Here is a 24,862-nt window from a genome sequence, read left to right as displayed (position 1 = left end):
AGGAGAAACACGATGCCAAGGAAACCAAAAACGTCCCTGCTCCTATCCCGGTTGCTGTACTGTTGTTCCTTTTGGTCAGGGCTTTAAGGACATGTCTCCTCCGACAAAGGAATCTTATTCCTATTACCCCTGCATACTTTACCTTATAATACGCATGCTATTAAGGGAAAATTCCCTTAATATGTTGCCGTTTCCCTTATTTTGTGGTAATATTTAAGGGAAATAATCGGAGGTGAAGGAAATGAGAACTTTTAATTACTCTGAAATCAAGAAGCAAAAGTGGGATTCAGATGTTCTTAGCTTAATTGCAGCAATTTATAAAGAGGCCGGTAAACAGGAAATGTACCTGAAACAACGTCCTGAAGAATTAGAAAAACTGGTTGAGATTGCTAAAATACAAAGCACCGAGGCATCAAACGCAATTGAGGGAATTGTTACAACAAGCACTCGTATCAAGCAGATTGTAGAAGAAAAAACAACACCAAAGAACCGTGATGAGCAGGAAATTGCAGGGTATCGCGATGTTCTTAATATTATTCACGAAAGCTTTGATGCAATTCCTATCACACAGAATTATATTTTACAGCTTCACAAAATATTGTATAGCCACATGAATAATCCTATGGCCGGAAGAACTAAAAGTGTACAAAACTATATTAGTGCCACCTATCCAGATGGCCATGTAGAAACTCTGTTCACTCCACTTGCTCCATACGATACTCCACAGGCTTTAGATAGAATATGTGAGGAATATAATCGTGTCATTGGAAATATGGAAGTTGAACCCCTGATTGCAATTCCAATCTTCATTCATGACTTTCTTTGCATCCATCCGTTCAATGATGGAAATGGACGAATGAGCCGTTTGCTTACAACACTTCTGTTATACAGAAATGGCTTTTATGTTGGCAAGTATATTTCATTGGAAGCTAAGATTGCCAAGAACAAGGACCTGTATTACGACGCACTTGGTCAGGCACAAATTGGCTGGCATGAAGGGACAGAGGACTCAGTTCCATTTATCAAGTATTTGCTTGGTACTGTTCTTGCTGCATACAAAGATTTCGAAGAACGTTTTGAACTTGTTGAAACAAAGTTGCCAGCTCTCGAAACAGTCAGACGAGCAACCTTACACAAAATAGGTCGCTTCACAAAGCAGGATATTCGTGAGCTTTGCCCTTCGCTTAGCGTCAGCTCTATAGAGGGCTCACTAAGAAAATTAGTCGCATCTGGTGAACTAAAACGTGAAGGCTCAGGAAAGAACACTTGCTATTTTAGAATGAAATAATACCATTAAGTATTTTATATTTCCCTTAAACATTTCCATTTTTTAAGGGAAAGTCACCGTAATTAAGGTTAAGCATCTGCAACTTATCCTCTGTACCCTTTCATTTTATTTCTTTAGCCACATATCTTATTTTCTAAGATTGCTCTCTTTATCGAAAAAAGCCTTCTCTAATGCATCATATTCTTCTTCAGAACACACTTCCTTACACTTTTTCTGATAGTTCTTTGAACGCTCCAACATATCTATAATCTTATCGCACGGAAACTCTTTACACTGATTACATTTTTCAATACCATGCTTATACAGTATATTTCCTCATAAGGATTATAGCAATTTGTAACAGATGAAAGAAAAGCTGTCTTCCCTTCTATTTTATTTGCTTATCGGCTTTGAGCATCTTTTGATATCTATAAATGTACCCCATTTTTCCTTGTGTCCTGTAAATCTTTTCATGAAACTGGCATAACATTATTTACATCCATGTGGACAGCCCACATATGGATTAATAACATAATCACCGGCAGGGATATTGGATTTTGTCAGATAATCCTTTGCCTCAATTTCCTTTTCAATTATATTCATTATCGAATAGCTCCTCCATGAAAATGACACTCATATATTTTTTCATCTATGTAAAATATTTCTTCATATCCCTGAAACCATACAAACTCGCCATCTATTTTGCAATGATAGTGATAATCTCCTTTTGCATATATCTCTGGACCACGAAATGGCAACTCTGCCGAAACTTGCATAAGCACCTCTTTCAAGAAATTGCCACTGAAATTCTCCCCTATCACACGTCCTACATAGTTCATGCTCCAAACAGGATTCTCACGCAACCCCCGTCAGCTATTTCTACCTAAACCATCTTCCGATATCACAGCTTGAAAAATGATACCAATTATCTACTATCTTAAACTTGTGCATTCTCTCAGTACGAATACCACTGATCTCACCGGGCTTGGGAGTCTTCCCATCTGACGAATATACATATGCCTCTCTGCCATTCAGATTACAAAAAGAGACAAATCCTTTATTCACAACTATACGATCTAAATTCTGTCCATCTAAATAATAATTTTCATAAACCTTCTGGAAGAATTCACGACTTACACCATCGAGTTTAATTTTTCTTGAGTCAGCATAGCAATATAGTGTGTTGTCATCATCTGTAAATGAATAAACTACCTTGGATGTATATTCGTTAGAGTTATAATCGTTCAAGCAAAAAACCGCCACATAATCATATGCGTCAAGTTCCTTAATAAATCTTTTTACAACATACTCATCTGGTCTATTTAATTGCCATATAACCAATACTACAACCAATACTGTTGCAAGAGAAATTATGATCAGTTTTTTATGTCGTAACTTTTTCATTGTAATGTTCCCCTTATTGTTTTCTCAATAATACATATTGATTTTTCTACTTAACCCCATACTCTGCTTCCTTTCGTTCTCTTATAATTTCTCCTTTTTGTATTTTCCTTTTTGCACCCCTTTCTCCATTTGTTGAATAAAATAATAATATTATATTTTATACTGCTATTCAAGAAAATTATTATAACGCTATGTCAATATTGCAATAGTGTAAAAAAACAGGGACATGCGGATACAATCCGCACATCCCTGTGTAACATTTTTATTTATAATGCATTAAGCGTTTTTCTTAACACCAAGTGTTACCTTCTCACCGTTGATGTTCCATTCCTTTGAATATCCGTCAACTGAGCCTGTAACCATATCTGTAGCCATAACGTCTACCTTGATACTGTCGGCATTTGCAGCGATAACTGACTGAACCTTGTCGTTTCCTTCAGCGTAAACAGTTATCTTATCCATTACCTCGAAGCCTGCTTCTTTTCTCATGGTCTGGATCTTTGATACGATCTCTCTTACGAAACCTTCCTCTAAGAGCTCCTCTGAAAGCTTTGTATCGATAACTACGGTTACTCCGCCGTCACTCTCTGAAACGAAGCCATCCATCTGTGCCATATCTATAAGAAGATCTTCTTCAGCAAGGGCGATCTCCATGTCATCGACTGTGAACTTAAGAGCACCATTTGCCTTAAGCTCTGCCATGGCTGCATTTCCGTCTACTGATGAAAGATATGCCTTGATACCGCCAAGGTGCTTGCCATACTTTGGTCCAACAGTTCTGAGCTGTGGCTTGAAGCTGTAGGTTGTATATGCTGATACATCATCTGAGAATACTACATTCTTGATGTTAAGCTCGTCCTCGATGATCGCCTTCTCCTCACCCTCAAGCTTCTTGTCAGCCTTAACATACATTGTACCGATAGGCTGTCTGTTCTTGATATTTGCAGTGTTTCTTGCAGCACGTCCAAGAACTACGATCTTAAGGATCTCGTCCATAGCTGTCTCAAGCTCAGGGTCTATCATCTGCTCATCCACTGTAGGGAACTCGCACAGATGAACTGAAAGTGGAGCGTCCTTGTCGATATTTCTAACCAGGTTCTGGTAGATATCCTCTGCCATGAATGGGATCATTGGTGCAGCAGTCTCAGCTATTGTAACCAGTGCTGTATAAAGTGTCATGTAAGCATTTACCTTATCCTGCTCCATTCCCTTTGCCCAGTATCTCTCACGGCCGCGACGAACATACCAGTTACTTAAATCATCAACAAACTCCTCAAGAACTCTTGTGGTCTCAGGAATCTTGTAATTTGCAAGGTTGCTGTCCACTGCTTTAACTGTTGAGTTAAGCTTTGAAAGAAGCCATTTGTCCATAAGTGAAAGCTTCTCGTAGTCAAGCTCGTGCTCTAATGGGTTGAAGTTGTCTATATTTGCATAAAGTACATAGAAAGCATATGTGTTCCAAAGTGTTCCCATGAACTTTCTCTGACACTCTACTACTGCGTCCTCATGGAATCTGTTAGGAAGCCATGGTGCTGAGTTGCTGTAGAAGTACCATCTGATGGCGTCTGCACCGTACTTGTTCAGTGCGTCCATCGGATCTACAGCGTTACCCTTTGACTTACTCATCTTCTGTCCGTCTTTATCCTGAACGTGACCAAGAACGATTACGTTCTTGAATGGTGCCTGGTCAAAGAGCAGTGTTGATATAGCCATAAGTGAGTAGAACCAGCCTCTTGTCTGGTCAACAGCCTCACTGATGAAGTCAGCAGGGAAGTGCTGCTTGAAGATGTCCTCATTTTCAAATGGGTAGTGCCACTGTGCAAATGGCATTGATCCTGAATCGAACCAGCAGTCAATAACCTCTGATACTCTGTGCATCTGCTTACCACACTCAGGACACTTGATAGTAACAGCGTCGATGAATGGGCGGTGAAGCTCAATGTCATCAGGACAGTTGTCACTCATGCTCTTAAGCTCTGCCTTTGAACCGATGGCATGTCTGCATCCGCACTCGCACTCCCAGATATTAAGTGGAGTACCCCAGTAACGGTTTCTTGAAAGTCCCCAGTCCTGAACGTTCTTGAGCCAGTCGCCGAAACGTCCCTTACCAATGCTCTCAGGGATCCAGTTTACTGTATCATTATTCTTAACAAGCTGATCTCTTACTGCTGTCATCTTGATGAACCATGTATCTCTTGCGTAGTAGATAAGTGGCTTGTCACATCTCCAGCAGTGTGGATATTCATGCTCAAACTTAGGTGCGTCGAAGAGGAGTCCTCTGTTGTCAAGGTCTACAAGTACCTTAGGATCTGCGTCCTTTACCCATAAGCCTGCAAATGGTGTCTCTTCTGTCATCTCACCCTTGCTATTTACAAACTGTACAAATGGAAGATCGTACTTTCTTCCTACATTTGCATCGTCCTCACCAAAAGCAGGAGCTATATGAACGATACCTGTACCATCTGTCATTGTTACATATGAATCACATGTGATGTAGTGGCCCTTCTTCTTCTGAGCTGCTGCCTTATCTGCTGCTGCCTGGTAAAGTGGCTCATACTCCTTGTACTCAAGATCCTTTCCTTTGTATGTCTCAAGAATCTCATAAGCTGCTACAGCAGGTGAATCCTCTGTTGCTTCCTTTGCAAGTCCGCCTAATACCTTATCAAGAAGTGCCTCTGCCATGTAATATGTGTATCCGTCAGCAGCCTTAACCTTAACGTAGGTCTCATCCGGATTTACACAGAGGGCTACGTTTGATGGAAGTGTCCAAGGTGTTGTTGTCCATGCAAGGAAATATGCATCCTCACCTATAACCTTAAATCTTACTACTGCTGAACGTTCTTTAACTGTCTTATATCCCTGGGCAACTTCGTGGCTTGAAAGAGGTGTACCACAACGTGGACAATATGGAACGATCTTGAAGCCCTTGTATAAGAGACCCTTATCCCAGATCTTCTTAAGTGCCCACCACTCTGACTCGATGAAGTCATCATGATATGTTACATATGGATTATCCATGTCTGCCCAGAAACCAACTTTTCCTGAGAACTCTTCCCACATGCCCTTATATTTCCATACTGATTCTTTACATTTCTGGATAAATGGCTCAAGACCATACTCTTCTATCTGTTCCTTGCCATCAATTCCAAGAAGCTTCTCAACCTCAAGCTCTACAGGAAGACCGTGAGTATCCCAGCCTGCCTTTCTTACTACGTTATGTCCCTTCATTGTCTGATATCTTGGGATCATATCCTTGATTACACGGGTAAGGACATGTCCTATATGTGGCTTACCATTTGCTGTTGGAGGTCCGTCATAGAAGGTATAAGTTGGCAAATCCTTTGTTTCTTCTACACTCTTCTCAAATATCTGGTTTTCCTTCCAGAAATCCAGTACCTTCTGTTCACGCTCTACGAAATCGAGCTTTGTGGATACTTTGTTGTACATCTGATCCATCGTCCTTTCATTTTATTTTTTTCAAAATTATAATTTAAAAAGCCCTTCCGTCGTAATCAGGACGAAAGGGCTTGAAATTCGTTATACCACCTATTACCACTATACTTATTGCCTGTGCGACCACAATATCTATGATCCCTTAACCACCTGCAATGCATACACGTTTCCGTTAACGCCGGAACTACGACAGAGCCTACTTGATAAGATCATATCTTTCGGTCTGCAACTCCAGAGTGATATTCGATCAGCCACTACTTACACCGGGCTTCCACCATCCCCGACTCGCTTAAAGCTTTCATGTGCTGTCTACTGTCTCTGTCATTGTTTTTGATCATGTTTATTTTTAACATGCTTAGTATAGCAATTTATATTTTTATAGTCAATAAGTTATTCTCACTTTTGACCACATTTAATCTGCCTTACTTATATAATGAGTGATACCAATCTGCACTTCCTATAACACTCTGGATATTGCTTATAGTTGTTCCGTCTGCAATCTTTCCACCGAGGAAATCAAGGAATACGCATACGATAAGGCATACAAGAACTGTTGCTGCCGCTGCGATTATCTTCTGGTTAGGGTTGAGATTTGCAACGTCCATAACTGCCTTGATAGCAAGCATTATTCCGACAAACATGATACTTCTGTAGAGTATATCTGCAAATGAACCAATGGCTCTTACTTCTGTAAGTGCTGCAAGAAGTGAGATTATACAGCTTGCTGCAACTGCAACAGCACCATATGCTGCGGCAATACCTGTAGCTGTGATAGCCTGGTTAAAGTTTACTCCGCCTCTGAATACTATGCCGATAAGTAATGTTGCAACACCGGCAACAGCAAATTCAAGTACAATGACCATGATAAGTGCGTAGAATATAGGATTTGCAAGGTTCTTTCCGCCTATAACCGCAAGTGAAATAAGTACAAACAGGAATGATACAATGGCATGTAAACCAATGAAGATACTTCCTGTAGCTATATTTGCTGATGACATAAGATTTCTTATAGCGTCAGCAGGCGATGTAAGAAGACCTAAGAAGCCCTGGATGCAGTTTGTCACAACCGGATTTGGCTGTGGTCTGTACTGCTGGCCACCCATCGGCTGTCCGTACTGTGGACCACCCATTGGCTGTCCGTACTGCGGGCCGCCCATCGGCTGTCCGTACTGCTGACCACCCATTGGCTGTCCGTACTGTGGGCCGCCCATCGGCTGTCCGTACTGCTGACCACCCATTGGCTGTCCGCCAAACTGCTGACCATTCATTGGCTGTCCGTACTGCTGACCATTCATTGGCTGTCCGCCAAACTGCTGGTTATTCATCTGTGGATTATTCATATTTCCCTGTGGATCCATCTAAATATTACCTCCTTGTTTCCCGAGAAGCACACATATATGTATTGTTAAAGTCTTTGTGCTTCATCCCCTGGTTTAGGTGTACAATGTCCTAATTGCACCCACTGCCATGATATCATTTAATTACGGATTTGTCATTAAAACAATCCAAATTTGCCAAATTATACAGAGATTTTGGGTAATTTTTACCCAAGCGGCCGTCACCCTACCAATATCCGGGTATCCATCGGAACACTGTCGGTGAAGAAGTCCGGGACTTTGGCGGTTTTATTTCTTATTGTTTTTGTGCCCAAGTGGGGATTGCATATGGTTTTTTGCAACTTTTGCGGATATTTTTCAGTAAATATAGTGTTTTTAACTATTTGTTCCCTATTTTTATCAATTTATCAAATCATCTGGTTTTAATCGTGGAATTATACACCTTTTCATGATATTATTAAGATTAGAGATATTTATACCAAACAACCGTAAATTTTGTTTGATATATCAACCGACAGTTTGTATTGGAGATGCCATGAAGAAAATAAGTCTTATAATACCATGCTATAATGAAGCCCCTGCACTTCCATTATTTGCAAAGGAATTGAATAAAGTCATAACTCAGATGAACAAAGAAACTCACGATTACAGCTTTGAAGTATTGCTGATCGACGATGGCTCCACAGATGAGACCAAAGACGTTATGAAGGATCTGTGCCACAGAAGTAATCTCTGTGAAAATCCATCTGACGCCCGTCCTTCCGCCACCGACAAAACAACTTCCAACAAAACAGCTGTTTCAGACGCTTCATTTCCGGAAAATATTGCTTACAAATATATCTCATTTTCAAGGAATTTCGGAAAGGAAGCAGCCATGTATGCAGGTTTCTCCAATGCCTCCGGCGACTATGTGGCGGTTATGGACGCTGATCTTCAGGATCCGCCGACACTTCTGCCTGAGATGATCCACATTCTTGAGACTGAGGACTACGAGAGCGTTGCTACCAGGCGTGTCACCAGAAAGGGCGAACCCCCTATCCGGTCATTTTTCACAAGGCAATTCTATAAGCTCATCAACAAAATTTCCGATGCAAATGTAGTTGACGGTGCCAGGGATTTCCGCCTTATGAAACGCGAGATGGTGGACGCCATCCTTGCTATGAGCGAATACAACAGATTTTCCAAGGGTATATTTGGCTGGATTGGTTTTAAGACCAAATGGATAGAATTTGAAAATATCAACAGAATTGCAGGCGAGACCAAGTGGAGCTTCTTTGGCCTGTTTAAATACGCCGTAAATGGTATCATTAATTTCTCCGAAACTCCTATGTCTGTAGCGTCAGGCTTTGGAATTTTCTGTACCATACTGTCATTTGCCATGTTGCTGTTCTTCTTCATAAGAAAGCTGATATTCGGCGATCCCGTAGCCGGCTGGCCATCTCTGGTCTGTATCATCCTTTTTATTGCAGGACTGCAGTTCCTGTGCATGGGAATAATGGGCAAGTACATTGCGAAAACCTACACAGAAGTGAAGGAGCGGCCCCACTACATCGTCTCCGACAGCGATATTGAAGATATCAAGAAAATAAAATAGGATTGGGACTTTTTGCTCCCAATCCTATTTGTATATTGATAAACACATATTTATCACTTTGTCTTCTACTTTTCAAAGATGTGAACATCACATAATTCATATACACTATCGTAAACGTGTCGCCCATTGCATAATCTATAATCTATATACACTATTGTAAGCATGTCGCCCATTGCATAATCTATAATCTATATACACTATTGTAAATATATCGCATCTTTTCCATTTGCATACAATAATTATCTGAGGTATTTTTCTACTTTGTTTTCGATAATCTTAGTGCTTATAATACTCTCTGAAGTTTCAAATGTAGCAATCAATTTTTCACCAATATATATGCCATTTTCTTCATATGCCTGTAATTTCTTTATGGCACTTCTGGCATATATGGGATCGTCCATTCTTCCATCATGTTCCCAGTATATTTCTCCACCGGTTGTAGGCGACAAGAAAGTGAAATCAGGATAAACTATTCCCACACCTCTTAACCGTAATGGTTTTTCATACTTATAGCAAATACCATGATGATAGAAATAATCTGCCAAGATCTTTTCTGATTTTGATCTGACCTGCTCACCCTTCTCTGTCAATATAACTGTCGTCCCTTCTTTAAATTCTTTTCCCCTGTATTCCTGTTTGATCCACTGATCTTTTTTGTCTTCCCAACTTAACTCAATAGGCTCAACCAGCTTTTTCCGTTCTGCATGCATGCTGTCATATATCTTCTGTATCTCATCATTTTCATACCCTTTTAGTAATTTTTCTATTTGTTTCAATCTTTTTTCCGCAAGTCTGCTCACCTTTTCAAGATATGTTTTCTGAGCAAGCAATCTTGCCTGTTTCATATTTTCCGCACTCATTCTTGACAAATAAGTTTCTGTGCTACCCTCTGTGTTACTATGTACAACATAATATCTATAAGCTTCTTCATTAACTGAAATCCTTAATTTGCCAGTCACTTCATTCATTTCCTGTAATTGCAGTTGTGTTTGTGTTTTGGTAATAATTTGTTTTAAATATTTTTCTTCCAATAGCAATTTTTCCTTTAATCCATTCAATAATTCCTTCTCCTTGTTATTCGATTTGACTTTGTTTCTCACTTTTTTGATTTTAAGTCACTAATTTGCTCGGACTTTCTTGACCTGTTCCTCACTTTTTTGATTTTAAGTCATTGTTTTTCCGGAACTTTCTTGACCTGTTTCTCACTTTTTTGATTTTAAGTCATTAATTTGCTCAGACTTTCTTGACCTGTTTCTCACTTTTTTGATTTTAAGTCACTATTTTTGTGGAACTTTCTTGACCTGTTTCTCACTTTTTTGATTTTAAGTCACTATTTTTCCGGAACTTTCTTGACCTGTTTCTCACTTTTTTGATTTTAAATCACTATTTTTCCGGAACTTTCTTGACCTGTTTCTCACTTTTTTGATTTTAAGTCACTAATTTGCTCGGACTTTCTTGACCTGTTTCTCACTTTTTGATTTTAGGGCACTTTTCCACCGAAATTCCCTTGACTCTCTTGGGGATTTTACACATTTAAGTCATAGGGAGAAAACCTTTTCGCTTTAGAGTACAAATTTCAAATTAATGATATATGATCTTAGAATTTATAGACAAAAACCACCTGTTAAACGCACGCCGGAAAGCAATTCACCATACACTCTTTACTACATTATCTTCATTCTGTGTTTCATTTGATCACCTTGCATGTTAGCACCGCTTACAAGGTTATGGCATGCTTTCCTTTTTTATGTGTCATTTGACACTTTTACTTTATTACTATCAAATTTCCTGATCCAAGTCAATTAAGATTGTATAAAGAATACATAAAATGAATGCAGGAAAACCAACACAGGAAATTCAATGCAAAAAATCCAATACAAAAAATTCAATGCAGGAAAGCCAACGCAGGAAATTCAATGCAGGAAATTCAATGCAGGAAATTCAATGCAAAAAATTCAATGCAAAAAATTCAATGCAAAAAATCCAATACAAAAAATTCAATGCAGGAAAACCAACACAGGAAAACCAATGCAGGAAATTCAATGCAAAAAATTCAAATGAACGCAGAGAACCCCGGAACATCGTTCCGGGGTTCTTCTCTTTCAATCCAGTATATGTCTCCAAATCCAGCATACATCTCTTAATCCAGTACATGATACCTGTGATATATGTTCATTCCATCTATCTATATACTAAATATATTATTCATACTATTTCATACCATTACATATTACTTCTCAAGTATGTCGTATATAAGATTCATAACCTTATCACCGAAGTCTGCTGACATCTTCTGTGCCTCATCATATGAAGCACCCTTAACGCCGAAGTAGAACTTGATCTTAGGCTCTGTACCTGATGGTCTTACTGCAAGCCATGCTTCGTTTTCAAGCTCGTAGTAGAGAACATTGGCATTTGGGAAGCCTGTAGGTCTTACATCGCCTGTCTCAAGGTTTCTGATATACTCAAGACGATAGTCACGGACAACCTTTGTCTTGTAGCCTGCAACCTCAAGTGGTACATTTGCACGAAGAATGTTCATGATATGACCAATCTTCTTAGAACCCTCAACACCTTTAAGTGTTACTGTCTTGATATCATCTATATAATAACCATACTTCTCATACATATCCATCATGGCATCCCATAATGTCTTGCCCTGACCTCTGTAGTAAGCTGCTGCCTCACAAAGTGCCATAGTTGCAACGATAGCATCCTTATCTCTTGCATGAGTACCGATAAGACATCCGTAGCTCTCCTCGAAACCGAAGAGGTATGTTCCCTTGCCGGTCTCCTCGAACTTAAGTATCTCACGTCCGATGTTCTTGAAACCTGTGAAACACTCAATAAGGTCTGTGCCGTATTCCTTGGCAATAGCGTCTACCATATTTGTAGTAACGATAGTCTTAATGATAGCTCCATCTGCAGGAAGTGAACCATTCTTAGCCTTCATCTGGCTTACTTCGTACTCACATAGAAGACTTCCTGACATGTTACCTGTGAATACCTTGTACTCACCGGTCTTGCTGTCCTTGGCATAAACACCGAGTCTGTCTGCGTCAGGATCTGTAGCAAGCACAACATCTGCATCAACCTTCTTTGCAAGGTCAAGTGCCAATGTAAATGCTTCCTTTGCCTCAGGATTTGGATACTCTACAGTTGGGAACTCGCCATCAGGAAGCTCCTGCTCAGGTACCACATAAACATTCTCAAATCCAAGCTCTGCAAGTATTCTTCTTGCAGGGATATTACCTGTTCCGTGAAGAGGTGTATAAACGATCTTAAGCTCCTTGCCATACTTGTCAATGGCATCCTGATTAATAACCAGCTTCTTAAGCTCTGCCATGTAAGCATCATCAACCTCTGCGCCGATAGTAACAAGGAGTCCGGCTTTGATAGCCTCATCCATGTCCATTGTCTTTGTATCAGCGAAATCTGTAATGGCCTTAACCTCAGCCATAATTCCTGTATCGTGAGGAGGTGTTATCTGTGCGCCGTCCTCCCAGTATACCTTGTAACCATTGTACTCTGGTGGATTGTGGGAAGCTGTTACATTTATACCAGCTACACAACCAAGATGTCTTACTGCAAATGACAATTCTGGAGTTGGACGAAGTGACTCAAATCTATATGCCTTAATTCCATTGGCTGCAAGACAAAGTGCTGCTTCCATTGAAAATTCAGGTGACATTCTTCTTGAGTCGTATGCTATAGCTACGCCCTTATCCTGCTTACCTGCTTTGATAATGTAATTTGCAAGACCCTGTGTAGCCTTACGAACCACATATACGTTCATTCTGTTGGTTCCTGCACCGATAATACCTCTGAGGCCTGCAGTACCAAATACGAGATCGCAATAAAATCTCTCTTCGATTTCTTTCTCATCATCTTTGATCGCAAGGAGTTCATCCTTGGTTTCCTGACTGAACAATGGGTTGTTCAACCACTGCTCATATATTGCTTTATATCCACTTTCGCTCATTGTAACATTGCCTCCTTTTGGCTCTCGACGATAGTATTCCTCTTAAGCTTTAATTTCGCTACAATATTATAACCTTATTTCGTAATCTTGTGAACCCCAAAATAGCAAGAAAAATCATTCAAAAATTTTTGCTTTTCTTGTTCATGTTCAATAATTTTTCTTATCTTTTCTATATTTACAGGTGAAATCCACGATTTTCTCGAATTAATGTAGTGGTTACTGACCTTCCAGAACTTCTCCGGGAATTTCAATAAAATATAAATATATTCATGATCCTTTGCTGTCAGCGGCTGTGCCTGCCCATAGGCTTCAATTATCCTCCTTGCCGTCTCAAGCCGGTATCCGGTCTTCTCTATAACCTTTCTGGTGAACTGATAGAGATCCACCAACTGAAATCCCACATGGAAACTGTCAAAATTAACTGTGGCAATCCCCTCCTCAGTGATTATCACATTATGATAGCTGTATGAACCATGACAGTATCCCACGCCCTCAATTATTTTTTCCTGTTTCTCAGATTTGTATTCTTTACCTTTTGTGCCTGCATCGGCTTCCCATGCTTCTTCCATCATATGGGTAGCTTCAAGAGCCTGTTGAAAATAATAATTGAAATGCTTTATGTACATGAGTTCAAAATCATTTTTTACTTTCCTGCCGGATATGAACTGTCTGACCCGCTTAAGCTCCTTTACTTTCCTTGACAGACCACCGGGTTCACCGTCAAATGTCCTGCCACTGCCTTCGGACTCCTTCTCCCACAACAATCTGCCTGCCTTATGAAATTCCGCAAGATTTTTTGCTGCCGCCTCAAGCTCTTCTATATGATTAGGATTGCATTCTCTGCCTTCAAAATATTCCATCAATATGTAAGGATTTCCATATCTGTCACAGGTGATCAGTTCTCCATCCCTGTCAGCAACACACCTGTCAATCCTGGTAAAACCTGCGTCATACAGGTTGTCCTTGAATTCACGCTCTCTTGCAAGCCTAGCCTCTCCAATGTTACATGGACATAACCGTCTGGTTCCCTTATCTGTGCGAAGCAACGTAAATCCCCGGCCTCTGCCTGAATTTATTACTTCCATGTCATATGCCTCGTATACTTCACTCATTTTTTCAGACAAAAAAATCCCCTCCTACAATACCATGATGGTGCCTACTAATCACAGGGGTTCCTCCCACAAGTGGGTCCCTCCCTATGATATTTCACAGGGATTCCTCCCGCAAGCGGGTCCCTCCCTATGATATTTGGTGTAAGCAGACAAGCTACTTACTAATCACAGGGATTCCTCCCACAAGTGGGCCCCTCCCTATGATATTTCACAGGGATTCCTCCCACAAGTGGGTCCCTCCCTATGATATTGTATGAGAAGATCTTAAAAATAATTCTTATTCTATTTTAGATATTTGTCCGCCACCATTTTTTCAAGGTTTTCCCTGGTGTTGATGTGCGGGGCTTCAAGTACTTTCTCAAGGAGGTATTCAAGGATATGACCCATCTGTTTTCCCGGGGCAATTCCCATTTCCTTAAGATCTCTGCCGTTTATGGCAAGCTCCTTTATGGTGAGACAGTCGCCATCCGCCATGATCTTGCGGTACATTTCCTCTATAGCGTCCACGATAGCCTTTTTCTCATCATAACGATAGTCGCTCTGGGCCGCCATGTCTGCTCTCTTGATCTTGTCGTAGAGTGGGAAGAAACCTGCTCCCATCTCAGCCAATGTCTTTCTGAACCTGACTACTGACGGAATGCCACCCATTCCGTAGTCATGCCAGTACACCATCTTGCTAACCTGCTTTATGGTGTCATTGTCCCATTTCATCCTGCGGAGCACCTTTTTCGCAATGTCTGTTCCAACCACATTATGACCGTAAAAATGATCTATTCCCTTGTCATCCCTGGTATGAGTGTCAGGCTTGCCCACATCATGAAGCAGAGCCGCCCACCTGCATATGCTGTCGGCGTCTATGGCTTTCATTGTGTATATGGAATGAACCCCCACATTGTACAGATGATACGGATTGTTCTGTTCCTGCTCCATCATCCGGTCAAATTCCGGGAGCACCACCGTAGTTATACCCATTTCATATGCCATTATGAGCTTTTCCGGGTGATCCGACACAAATAATTTGTCAAGCTCGACCCTTATCCTCTCGGCACTGATCTTTGACAGTGTTCCTGCCAATTTCTTCATGGCTGCCTGGGTATCTTCATCTATGGAGAAATCCAACTGCCCGGAAAATCTCACCGCCCGGAGTATCCTTAAGGCGTCCTCTGAAAATCTTTCCTCAGCTACGCCCACTGCTCTGATGACCTGATTCTCAAGATCCTCCACACCGCCGAATATATCTATGATCCCATTCCGGTGATTATACGCCATGGCGTTTATGGTGAAGTCTCTTCTCTTCAAGTCTTCCTTAAGATTAGTGGTAAATAATACCTTGTCCGGTCTCCGGTGATCGGTATATTCTCCGTCTATCCTGTAGGTTGTTACCTCATAGCCTTCTTTTCCGAACATTACCGTAACCGTTCCGTGCTGTATGCCGGTATCCACCGTCCTTCTAAACAGTGCCTTTATCTGTTCAGGCTTGGCAGAGGTGGTTATATCCCAGTCTCCCGGAGACCTTCCGAGAATAGAGTCTCTCACGCAGCCGCCTACAATATAGGCTTCATAGCCTGCAGCTTCCAGTGTTTCAATTATTCTATTTGCATTTTCAGGCATATTAATACGCATATCTGAGACCCCGGCAATCTGATTTTTTAGTAAGCTCTTCCGAAGTATACCATCTTGTAGGCAGGCTTTCCGCAGTGAACACACACATCACCTAAGTTCTCCTGTGCAAATGGCATACATCTTGTTGAAGCACCTGTCTTATCCTTGATAGCTTCCTCACAGGCTGTCTCACCGCACCACATAGCCTTAACAAATCCCGGCTTGTGCTCGATGATATCTGTGAACTCATCAAAGTTGTGTGCAACATATGTGTGTGAATCTCTGTGGGCAAGAGCCTTCTGGTACATATCCTTCTGGATAGTCTCAAGAAGCTCTCCAACCTTAACATCTATCTCATCAAGAGAAACTACTGTCTTCTCTCTTGTATCACGACGTACAAGAACAGCCTGATTTGCCTCAATATCCTTAGGTCCGATCTCAACACGAATAGGAATACCTCTCATCTCCTGCTCTGAGAACTTCCATCCAGGACTCTTGTCACTGTCATCAACCTTAACTCTGTATGCACCAAGCTTTCCTGAAAGCTCTGCTGCCTTCTCAAGAACACCAGGCTTTTTCTGCATGATAGGAATGATCATAACCTGTGTAGGTGCAACCTTTGGAGGAAGCACAAGACCTGAATTGTCACCATGAACCATGATAAGGGCACCGATAAGTCTTGTAGTCATACCCCATGATGTCTGATGAACATACTTAAGCTTGTTGTCCTTGTCTGTGAACTGGATACCAAATGCCTTGGCGAATCCATCACCAAAGTTGTGGCTTGTTCCTGACTGGAGTGCCTTACCGTCATGCATAAGTGCCTCTATTGTATAGGTAGCTTCCGCACCTGCGAATTTCTCTTTCTCTGTCTTTCTTCCCTTTATTACAGGAATAGCAAGCACATCCTCACAGAACTGTGCGTACACATTAAGCATCTGGATAGTTCTCTCCTCTGCCTCCTCTGCTGTTGCGTGGGCTGTGTGTCCCTCCTGCCATAAGAACTCTCTTGAACGAAGGAAAGGTCTTGTCTCCTTCTCCCATCTTACTACTGAACACCACTGGTTATATACCTTTGGAAGGTCTCTGTATGACTGTATCTCATCCTTATAGAAATCACAGAAAAGTGTCTCTGATGTAGGTCTTACACACATACGCTCGTTAAGAGGGTTAAGTCCTCCGTAAGTAACCCATGCTACCTCAGGGGCAAATCCCTCAACGTGATCCTTTTCCTTCTGGAGAAGGCTCTCCGGTATGAACATTGGCATATATACATTTTCAACTCCACACTCCTTGAACTTGGCGTCGAGCTGCTTCTGGATCAGTTCCCATATAGCATAACCTGCGGGCTTAATGGCCATACATCCTTTAACATTTGTATAGGAAATAAGTCCTGCCTTAAGTACAACGTCTGTGTACCACTGTGCAAAATCTTCATCCATTGATGTGATTGCTTCTACAAGCTTCTTGTCATTTGCCATGATATTTCTCCTTTATATTAATTCTTATTATTTACTTTCGGCTGTATACTTAGCATCTTTTCATTATAAAATGCAATACCCATAATTTCAAGCAGATTTGCACTTTGAGGAAAACAATAATGTCCATTTACCGACAATTAATGTCCTGACTATTGTATTTATCCGGTAAAATGTTATACTCTGTCGTTGGAAACACAGGATAATAATTGCAGCCCCATTATCTGCAGGTATACCACCTGACGATATGTTACTGTGAATATCGGTTTAGAATATAATGTATATGAAAAGAGGTGACATAGACATGTCTGAAACTAAAGACCGCAAGCCCGCCTTCAAGCTCAAGGAGGACTACCATTCAAATATAGGTGAGACAAATACCCTCACATCCCAGTACGCGGAATCCACCAGAGGTCAGGCGTCCGCCTATGTCATGACCCATAAAAAGAAAAGATCCGCCAAAATAGCAAAAAATATCATCTCTGCCATTCTTGTTGCGGCTCTCTTAAGTGTTGCCGTGTACTATTTCTACAACCTGTACAGATATCACCACAACAAACCAAGCTATGGACAGGACTACCTGTACAACACCTGGATTGCCGATGACGGCGGGGTATATTCCCTCAAGGAGGACTCATCAGTGATAAAAGAGACCGGGGGAATCACCACCATCGGAAGCTTCTATGTAGAAAATCCCAGAACTCTCATAATGGAATTTCCTGAGAAGACCGAAAGCTATCAGTTCAGGATAAATGAAGAAACCGGAGCCATGACCTGGACCCGCTACATAAATGACGTTCCGATGAAAACCACCCTTGTTGTGAAACCGGACACCGGAGATTAAATTTATTTAAAATTCATCCAGATCTATGATCTCGAAGGCCTTGCCCTCAGGCTCATTCTTGAATACCATATGCTCACCTGTTACAGGATGAATAAACTCCAGCCTTGAAGCATAAAGGGCGATCTGCTGGTATTTCTTCTTAACCTTCTGGAACTTAGGGTTATACTTGGTATCTCCCCATATTCCTGCCTTTTTTCCTGCCATCTGTACCCTTATCTGATGATGTCTTCCTGTCATAAGCGTTATAAGCACATATGTGAGTATTCCGTTATCTGTCTCCATCACATCAAGGACCTCATAATCAAGCTCCGCATACTTGGCTCCCGGAGTACCCTCATCAACGATCTTTGTCACATTGTTCTTCGTGTCATGAAGAAGGTAGTTCTTTATGGTTCCCTCTTCATTCGGAAGCTCCCCTGTAAGTATCGCCTGATAATACTTCACCATTTCTCCGCTTTCGCTCTGTCTTGAAAGCTCTGCTGCGGTCTCCTTATCCTTGGCAAATACCATAATACCCCCGACCGGTCTGTCCAGTCTGTGTATGGCAGCCAGATATGGCTCCTCTGTCCTGTTTTCTCTCTCATATATATGAAGCTTAAGTATACCTATCATATCCTCAGAATTTGTCCTGTCAGACTGGGAAGGTACGCCATAAGGCTTCACACACACTATTAAATGTTCGTCTTCATGTAAAATATTTAGCTTCATATTCCGGAGTCTCCATATCCTGTGTATTTTCTGTACGTCACCATATATAATAATATAATGGTCATTTATTACCTGTGGTCAAGCCTACATTCTGAATCTGTATCCAACACCCCATACAGTCTCGATAAACTGAGGATTTGATGTATCATACTCTATCTTCTCACGAATCTTCTTTATATGTACGGTAACCGTTGCAATATCACCGATACTCTCCATGTTCCAGATTCTGCTAAACAGCTCATCCTTTGAGAAGACCTTGTTAGGGTTGCTGGCAAGAAATACAAGGAGGTCAAATTCCTTGTTAGTAAATACCTTCTCCTCACCATCTACAAATACCCTTCTGTCGGTCTTATCAATCCTTAAACCCCTTATCTCTATGGTGTCGTTCTTAAGAGCCGTTGATCCCACAAGACGCTCATATCTGGCTATATGTGCCTTAACTCTGGCAACCAGCTCACTTGGACTGAAAGGCTTTGTCACATAATCATCCACGCCAAGTCCAAGACCTCTTATCTTATCAATATCGTTCTTCTTGGCTGTGACCATTATTATAGGAATATCTTTGGTCTCCCTTATCTTCTTGCATATCTCAAATCCATCAAGATCAGGAAGCATAAGATCAAGTATTATAAGGCTGTAGTCTGTTGTCAGTGCCTGTTCCAGACCCTTCTTTCCATTTGTCTGTATGTCCACTTCAAAATCATTTAATTCAAGATAATCTCTCTCCAGCTCTGCAATACTCACTTCATCCTCAATTATCAGAACTTTGCTCATTTGCTTCATCTCCCTTTGTATATTTGTTTAGTTCAAACATAATGGTAGTGCCTACACCAAGCTTGCTCTTAGCCCATATCTTACCACCATGTTCTTCAATTATCTTCTTACATATGGCAAGTCCAAGACCACTTCCGCCCCTTGACTGCCTTGCACTGTCTGCCCTGAAGGTCCTGTCAAATATATGCGGCAGGCTCTCCTCATCTATTCCCTTGCCATCATCACTTATGGATACCTTTATGGTATCTCCCTCATCATAGAGGTAGATCTCCACAAGTCCGTTCTCCTTGTCGGAATACTTTATGGCATTGGTAATTATATTATTGATAACTCGCTTTAACTGATCCGGGTCAACCACAACCTTAACATCCGGATCAACATAATCCTCGTATTTAAGCATCATGTTATTGGTTGCAAGGGTCGTCTGGATCTCCTCCATGCAATCACTGAAATATGCCTTAACATTAACTCTGTGAAACTCATATGGAATGGCATTATTGTTAATATTTGCATATAATGACAGCTCATTTATAAGGACATCCATTTCATTTGCCTTGTTATATATCATCCTGAGGTATCTGTCACGCTTCTCCGGAGTATCCGCAACACCATCCATGATACCCTCCACATAACCCTTTATGGTTGTTATAGGTGTCTTGAGATCATGGGAAATATTGCTTATAAGCTCCCTGTTCTCTTTCTCATACTGTATCTTAAGCTCAACGGATTCGCTGAGCTTGTTCTCCATATCCGTAAATGAACGGCACAGCTCACCGATCTCGTCCGTCCTGTGTTTGTCATACTCCACCTTAGTGTTAAGGTTGCCTTCACCTATTGCCTCGGCTGCCTCCTTGAGACTGACGATAGGCTTCACAAATTCCACATAAACAAGTCCCGATACTAAACCCCCTACCAGAATCACTACTAACAAAGTGATAAGCAGGAAGGTTACTATAGCATACCTGAACTGCACCATGTAATCACCATATGCCGTAAGAATATACACTGCAATATTGTTGCCCTTGTAGGTGTAATGTATCTGACTACACTGATATGTGGATGTATCATGTATCACATAATCTGAAAATACCTTCTCATAGCCTGAATTCTCGAAACTGTCGAACTCTTTCTTAAGCTTCTTGAAGTCCGGCACGTCATCAGCACAAATATATTCTCCGTTCCTCTTTACTATGACATGAGTGTTGGTTCCCTTAAGGGACTTGTTAAGCTCCTTGATGAAATCGTCATTCATGAACTTCTCCGGAGTATCATTTATAACAGCCGCCAGTGTCTCCTTATACTCTGAGATACGACTGTATATCTTCTTTACCGGTGACTCTCCGATATAAACCGAAGCAACCGAATATCCCTCACCAAATGTGGCTTCTATATATCTCTTTCCTACAAATATGGTACCTACAAACATTACAAATATGGTGAAGCACCATATAAAGAACAAAACTATCTTTACTTTCTTTGTTATCTTCATATTCCACGTTCCTGTATATCTGCACGACACGCCATGCTGTAATTTTACAGTGTTCATTATACCACACCTGTTATGTGCAATGTATGAAGTTTTCATAAATTAGTTTTTATATCTTTTGTACCCTTTCTTCCTGCCAAATAAACCCTTTTTCCTGGTTGGGACGGTACATGCAGCCTCAGTTCTCGCCTGAGACAGTTCCCTTAAAACACCGTCCAGCTTCCTGTATCTCTGTTCATCCCTCTGATCCTGCTTCCTCTGGAGCTCCTCAAGGTGTTCAACTATTCCCTCTATGGTCTCCCTTGAGGTTTCCTTTCCAAGAGACTGGGCAAACGTATCTGCATTCTCCTTTATTGCCTTAGACACAATCTTGTTCATCATATCCTGGAACTGTATGTATTTGAAATCAACGACCCTCTGGGGATTGTGCTCTCTTTCCTCTGATATCTCTATATCCCCATTTACCGGTCCAAGTTCTCCGTTCTGTTCTGCATTTTTCACTAACTGCTTTATTGCCTTTAGCTGTATCCCCCGTTCCTTTAATTCCTTTACCCTCTTAAGCACCTTTATGTCCGTATCATCATAATATCTGTGACCCATTTCATTTCTCTTTATCTTAAGTCCCAGCTCCTCCTCCCAGTATCTGAGAACATGTGCTTCAACCTCAACAAGCTTCGCTGCTTCCTTTATAAGATATACATTTCCTTCAATATTTTCCATTTTCCGGGCACCTCCTACTTAGGATTTTATACAAGCCCAGGTGGTGTCTCAATGATATTCACTCCAAAGATTTCGACAACCACAGGAGGATTTATGGGAAATATGTCTGATACTCTGATTTTATGAAACCGGCAGCTCCCTCTTGACGGCATATTACAAAAAAAGACCCTTAATATCATTATCTGTATATATGCCGGAGCCCGGTCACATATATGATACTAAAGGTCTTTTTCACTGACTGTTCAGATATATCCGTATATCCAGATGTATCTGATTGTATTTAATTATTTATCCTTGTGATCTTGTACTCACCCTTGCTGTTCTTTCTGAAATGCACATTACGGTAATTTGTACCCATTATGTACTCACTACCGTCATCTGTCTTTCTCAGATTATCCAGGGATTCCTGATTCATGGCACCCTTAAGATACTCTGTGAACAGCTCCTCCTTAGGCACCTTAAACAGTTCTTCCTCATTGCTTATGGACTGTCCGCTTCCAAGCTGCTCCGGATAATTTATCATGGTGGACAGCGTATCAACATCCTCATCCTTTATGACCTTCATTATCTTCTCAGCATAGGCATAAGCGTCCTCGTCAGTCTGCTTCTTAACATCCGGTCTCTCGTTGTAATGGTTCTCGAATGTAAGACAGTTTATTATATCGTTTAAAACTGCGTCTGTGGTGGTAACGTAAGTGTACAGAGAATAATTAACCTTGCTGTCTGAGAAGAACACCACTCTTCCCGGCTGAAGAGTGTAGTATGTGGCAGTGTTTCCGTTTATCATGGTAGACAGCATGTCCCCTGTCATGGTGTTGTCCACCGCTGCCAGGTCAAATTCAGAATACACAGTAGACGCACGAAATACGCACTGGAGACCATTATATACAAATGACACCTCTGCGATCTCGTCTTTTGATATGCTGTATACGCAATTGGACACCTCCGGACCTTCTGCGTCTATATACATTCCAAGTTTTATGAAACTGTCCGGTGATTCCACTGTACCGTTTATGTCATCAGGAGCTTCCTTTTTTTTGCTGCCGCATCCTGCACATATGGAAAGTACCATGAACACCAGCAATATAACTTTAACTGTTCTCTTCATAAGGAATATCATCCTCTCTTTTGTGATTAGTGGCAGCCTCTCTGCTTGCACTTGTAGTACATGTTAGGGTCTGTAGGATCCCATGTATGCCATGACGCAAGCTTGTATGCCTTAGGCTTGTCAAATGGACCCTTCTCTGCCTTTGCTGTGATGATAACTGTAGTTCCCAGTACACAGTTATCATATATCCACTTGGCGTCACCTGATGTAAGTCTTATACATCCGTGTGAACAGGTTGTTCCAAGCTTATTGTAAGCACTTACACTAAGTGTATTGTTGTCATTCTTTGAAAGATAATATACTGAGTGGAACAGGTAATTACCCATGATCTGTGTATCCCACTGTCCCCAGCATGGTCCCATAAGCTCAAGCCACCTGAACTTATTAGGTGTATGGAATTCTCCTGTCGGAGTATCATTTCCTGTTGAACATATCATAGTCCTTACGGGGATTATATATCCCTTTGATCCGTCCTTGGCATATGCGGTAACAGTATTTGAACCCTTATATACCTTGATCACATAGGTTGTTCCTGCAGGCATTTTGCTTGACACATCCTCTGCTCTCTTACCGTCAGATCCGAAGTAGAACTTGTAGCCATTTGCATAAGCCCATGTATTCTGGAGTCTGTGTCCGTCACTGCTGAAATAGTAGTAGTAATTCGCAAGCTTCTTGTAGCCGATGGTAGCCTCACCGTTACTCTTGGCATAATATGTCTTGCCGCTGTAATTTACCCAGCCTTCCTTCTTTATAAGAGCACCGCTTGGTCCGCAGAACAGATATATAGTTCCGTTAAGCTTGTAAGCGCCCTTTACCAGAGAACCATTTGCCCTGTAATAATATTTGTTTCCATCCGCTGATGTGTACAGACCTGAATATGGTCTTCCGTTGTCTTTAAACCTGTAATAATATGCGCCGATATGTACAAATCCGCTGGTAAGGTAACCCTGGTCTCCGAAATAGAAGTAATTTGCTGAGCCCTTTACCTTCCTGGCTCCTGTGTATGCCTTACCGTCGCTGCCTAAGAAATATGTCTTGCCGCCAACTGTCTGCCATGCATTTTTGATCATCTTTCCCGCAGTTGAGAAGCAGTATATGCTGCCGCCAATCTTTCTGACACCGGAAACTGTACGTCCGTTCTCATCTGCATAGACCGTCATATCTCTTATGGTAAATAATTTATTTACCTGCAATACACCATTCTCGTCAAATACATACTTATATCTGTTGGCTGTACTTATAAGACCTGTGTATGCCTTGCCGTCTCTGCCGAAATAATACTTCTTGCCATTCTCGGTTACCCATCTTGATATAGTTATTTTTCCCGAATAATTGAAATGATATATACCATCTGTGGTCTTTCTCACACCACAGATAGTCCTGCCGTTACTGTCTGCATAGAATACCAGATTACCTGATCTGTACACACAATCTGTCTGGAGTCTTCCTTCATCATCGAAGCAATACTTATAATTATTCCTTGTGTCAATAAGGCCTCTGTATGCCTTACCGTCACCGCCGAAATAATATTTACTGCCTGATATGGATTTCCAGCCCTTATTGAATACTGAACAATTCCCCTGCATGAAATAATACTCTCCATCTATCTCGTACAATCCGCATCCGTATATCTTACCGTCATCGCCGAAATAATATCTGCTGTTTCCTATAACTGCAAATGAATTTCTGGTCATAAATCCACTGCTGTAATCAAAAAAGTATTTGGCATCATCTATTACTCTTACTCCCTTTACTGCCACACCTTCCACATAATATCTGGTTCCGCCGTCTTCCTCTACAAATCCATTCTTAACCTCGCCTACAGGATCTTCCACTTCTGCACTATACTGTATGGAATATACTGCAGGAGCCTGGGCTCCGCTCAGATACTCTGCTGCCGAAACTCTCTGTACCTGTGGTGTTGCGGCTATTCCTGCCCACACAATTCCTGCCGTAATGGCAATCTTCACTAAGTTTTTCTTCATATGCTTTC

19 protein-coding genes are annotated in these 24,862 nt (G+C 41.3%); 4 read left to right on the top strand and 15 right to left on the bottom strand.

The window, feature by feature from the left end; translation table 11 throughout:
• Positions 1-241: 241 nt before the first annotated feature.
• The gene (locus DXB54_RS01655) at positions 242-1,288 is read left to right on the top strand and encodes a Fic family protein (protein WP_021937729.1); all 1,047 of its coding nucleotides are present in this window, start codon (positions 242-244) and stop codon (positions 1,286-1,288) included.
• Between the two features lie 581 nt (positions 1,289-1,869).
• On the opposite strand, the gene DXB54_RS01645 is transcribed toward DXB54_RS01655, so the two are convergent.
• The 4 genes from DXB54_RS01645 to DXB54_RS01630 form a co-directional block, all read right to left on the bottom strand.
• On the bottom strand, positions 1,870-2,130 hold the full coding sequence (locus DXB54_RS01645; RefSeq protein WP_279220689.1) for a DUF5680 domain-containing protein: 261 nt from the start codon (positions 2,128-2,130) through the stop codon (positions 1,870-1,872).
• 16 nt (positions 2,131-2,146) lie between these two features.
• Positions 2,147-2,671: a hypothetical protein gene (locus DXB54_RS01640; protein ID WP_021937732.1), complete on the bottom strand. Its 525-nt coding sequence runs from the start codon at positions 2,669-2,671 to the stop codon at positions 2,147-2,149.
• Between the two features lie 276 nt (positions 2,672-2,947).
• On the bottom strand, positions 2,948-6,118 hold the full coding sequence (gene ileS / locus DXB54_RS01635) for an isoleucine--tRNA ligase (RefSeq protein WP_118694052.1): 3,171 nt from the start codon (positions 6,116-6,118) through the stop codon (positions 2,948-2,950).
• Between the two features lie 428 nt (positions 6,119-6,546).
• Positions 6,547-7,482, bottom strand: a complete 936-nt coding sequence (locus tag DXB54_RS01630) for a hypothetical protein (protein ID WP_118694051.1) — start codon at positions 7,480-7,482, stop codon at positions 6,547-6,549.
• Between the two features lie 514 nt (positions 7,483-7,996).
• Here DXB54_RS01630 and DXB54_RS01625 point away from each other — a divergent pair.
• Positions 7,997-9,055: a glycosyltransferase family 2 protein gene (locus DXB54_RS01625; protein ID WP_118694050.1), complete on the top strand. Its 1,059-nt coding sequence runs from the start codon at positions 7,997-7,999 to the stop codon at positions 9,053-9,055.
• 239 nt (positions 9,056-9,294) lie between these two features.
• On the opposite strand, the gene DXB54_RS01620 is transcribed toward DXB54_RS01625, so the two are convergent.
• Positions 9,295-10,113 (bottom strand): hypothetical protein, encoded by an 819-nt coding sequence (locus tag DXB54_RS01620; protein ID WP_118694049.1) that lies wholly within the window; start codon positions 10,111-10,113, stop codon positions 9,295-9,297.
• Positions 10,114-10,887: 774 nt separating this feature from the next.
• Between DXB54_RS01620 and DXB54_RS11760 the strand changes: the two genes are divergently transcribed.
• Complete coding sequence (locus tag DXB54_RS11760; protein ID WP_147360997.1) at positions 10,888-11,199, top strand: hypothetical protein; 312 nt, start codon at positions 10,888-10,890, stop codon at positions 11,197-11,199.
• Positions 11,200-11,285: 86 nt separating this feature from the next.
• Here the strand turns inward: DXB54_RS11760 and DXB54_RS01610 are convergent, their stop codons facing one another.
• The 4 genes from DXB54_RS01610 to proS all read right to left on the bottom strand — a co-directional run bounded on the left by DXB54_RS01610 (position 11,286) and on the right by proS (position 17,232).
• The gene (locus DXB54_RS01610; RefSeq protein WP_021937617.1) at positions 11,286-13,037 is read right to left on the bottom strand and encodes a phospho-sugar mutase; all 1,752 of its coding nucleotides are present in this window, start codon (positions 13,035-13,037) and stop codon (positions 11,286-11,288) included.
• 74 nt (positions 13,038-13,111) lie between these two features.
• Positions 13,112-14,161: a CotS family spore coat protein gene (locus DXB54_RS01605; protein WP_021937618.1), complete on the bottom strand. Its 1,050-nt coding sequence runs from the start codon at positions 14,159-14,161 to the stop codon at positions 13,112-13,114.
• A 270-nt stretch (positions 14,162-14,431) separates the two neighbouring features.
• Positions 14,432-15,772 carry a CCA tRNA nucleotidyltransferase gene (locus DXB54_RS01600; protein ID WP_118694046.1) on the bottom strand — a complete coding sequence of 447 codons (1,341 nt, stop codon included), beginning with the start codon at positions 15,770-15,772 and terminating at the stop codon, positions 14,432-14,434.
• A gap of 26 nt (positions 15,773-15,798) precedes the next feature.
• Positions 15,799-17,232, bottom strand: a complete 1,434-nt coding sequence (proS, locus tag DXB54_RS01595) for a proline--tRNA ligase (protein ID WP_118694045.1) — start codon at positions 17,230-17,232, stop codon at positions 15,799-15,801.
• A gap of 301 nt (positions 17,233-17,533) precedes the next feature.
• On the opposite strand from proS, the gene DXB54_RS01590 reads away from it, so the two are divergent.
• The gene (locus DXB54_RS01590) at positions 17,534-18,073 is read left to right on the top strand and encodes a hypothetical protein (RefSeq protein WP_118694044.1); all 540 of its coding nucleotides are present in this window, start codon (positions 17,534-17,536) and stop codon (positions 18,071-18,073) included.
• 6 nt (positions 18,074-18,079) lie between these two features.
• On the opposite strand, the gene DXB54_RS01585 is transcribed toward DXB54_RS01590, so the two are convergent.
• The 6 genes from DXB54_RS01585 to DXB54_RS01560 all read right to left on the bottom strand — a co-directional run bounded on the left by DXB54_RS01585 (position 18,080) and on the right by DXB54_RS01560 (position 24,854).
• Positions 18,080-18,781 (bottom strand): RluA family pseudouridine synthase, encoded by a 702-nt coding sequence (locus DXB54_RS01585; protein ID WP_118694043.1) that lies wholly within the window; start codon positions 18,779-18,781, stop codon positions 18,080-18,082.
• A gap of 84 nt (positions 18,782-18,865) precedes the next feature.
• On the bottom strand, positions 18,866-19,555 hold the full coding sequence (locus DXB54_RS01580) for a response regulator transcription factor (RefSeq protein WP_118694042.1): 690 nt from the start codon (positions 19,553-19,555) through the stop codon (positions 18,866-18,868).
• Positions 19,533-21,101, bottom strand: a complete 1,569-nt coding sequence (locus DXB54_RS01575) for a HAMP domain-containing sensor histidine kinase (RefSeq protein WP_243104720.1) — start codon at positions 21,099-21,101, stop codon at positions 19,533-19,535. The genes DXB54_RS01580 and DXB54_RS01575 overlap by 23 nt, the downstream gene beginning before the upstream one ends.
• Positions 21,102-21,143: 42 nt before the next feature.
• Positions 21,144-21,761 (bottom strand): MerR family transcriptional regulator, encoded by a 618-nt coding sequence (locus tag DXB54_RS01570; RefSeq protein WP_021937624.1) that lies wholly within the window; start codon positions 21,759-21,761, stop codon positions 21,144-21,146.
• Positions 21,762-22,041: 280 nt separating this feature from the next.
• On the bottom strand, positions 22,042-22,869 hold the full coding sequence (locus tag DXB54_RS01565; RefSeq protein WP_021937625.1) for a hypothetical protein: 828 nt from the start codon (positions 22,867-22,869) through the stop codon (positions 22,042-22,044).
• 26 nt (positions 22,870-22,895) lie between these two features.
• Positions 22,896-24,854, bottom strand: coding sequence for a L,D-transpeptidase family protein (locus DXB54_RS01560; protein WP_158578146.1), 1,959 nt, complete (start codon positions 24,852-24,854; stop codon positions 22,896-22,898).
• Positions 24,855-24,862 lie beyond the last annotated feature (8 nt).

This window comes from Coprococcus sp. OM04-5BH, from assembly GCF_003482105.1.
GTDB lineage: Bacteria > Bacillota > Clostridia > Lachnospirales > Lachnospiraceae > Coprococcus.
The sequence above is the reverse complement of the archived record's forward strand: the minus strand, read 5'-3'. Positions and strand labels throughout refer to the sequence as shown.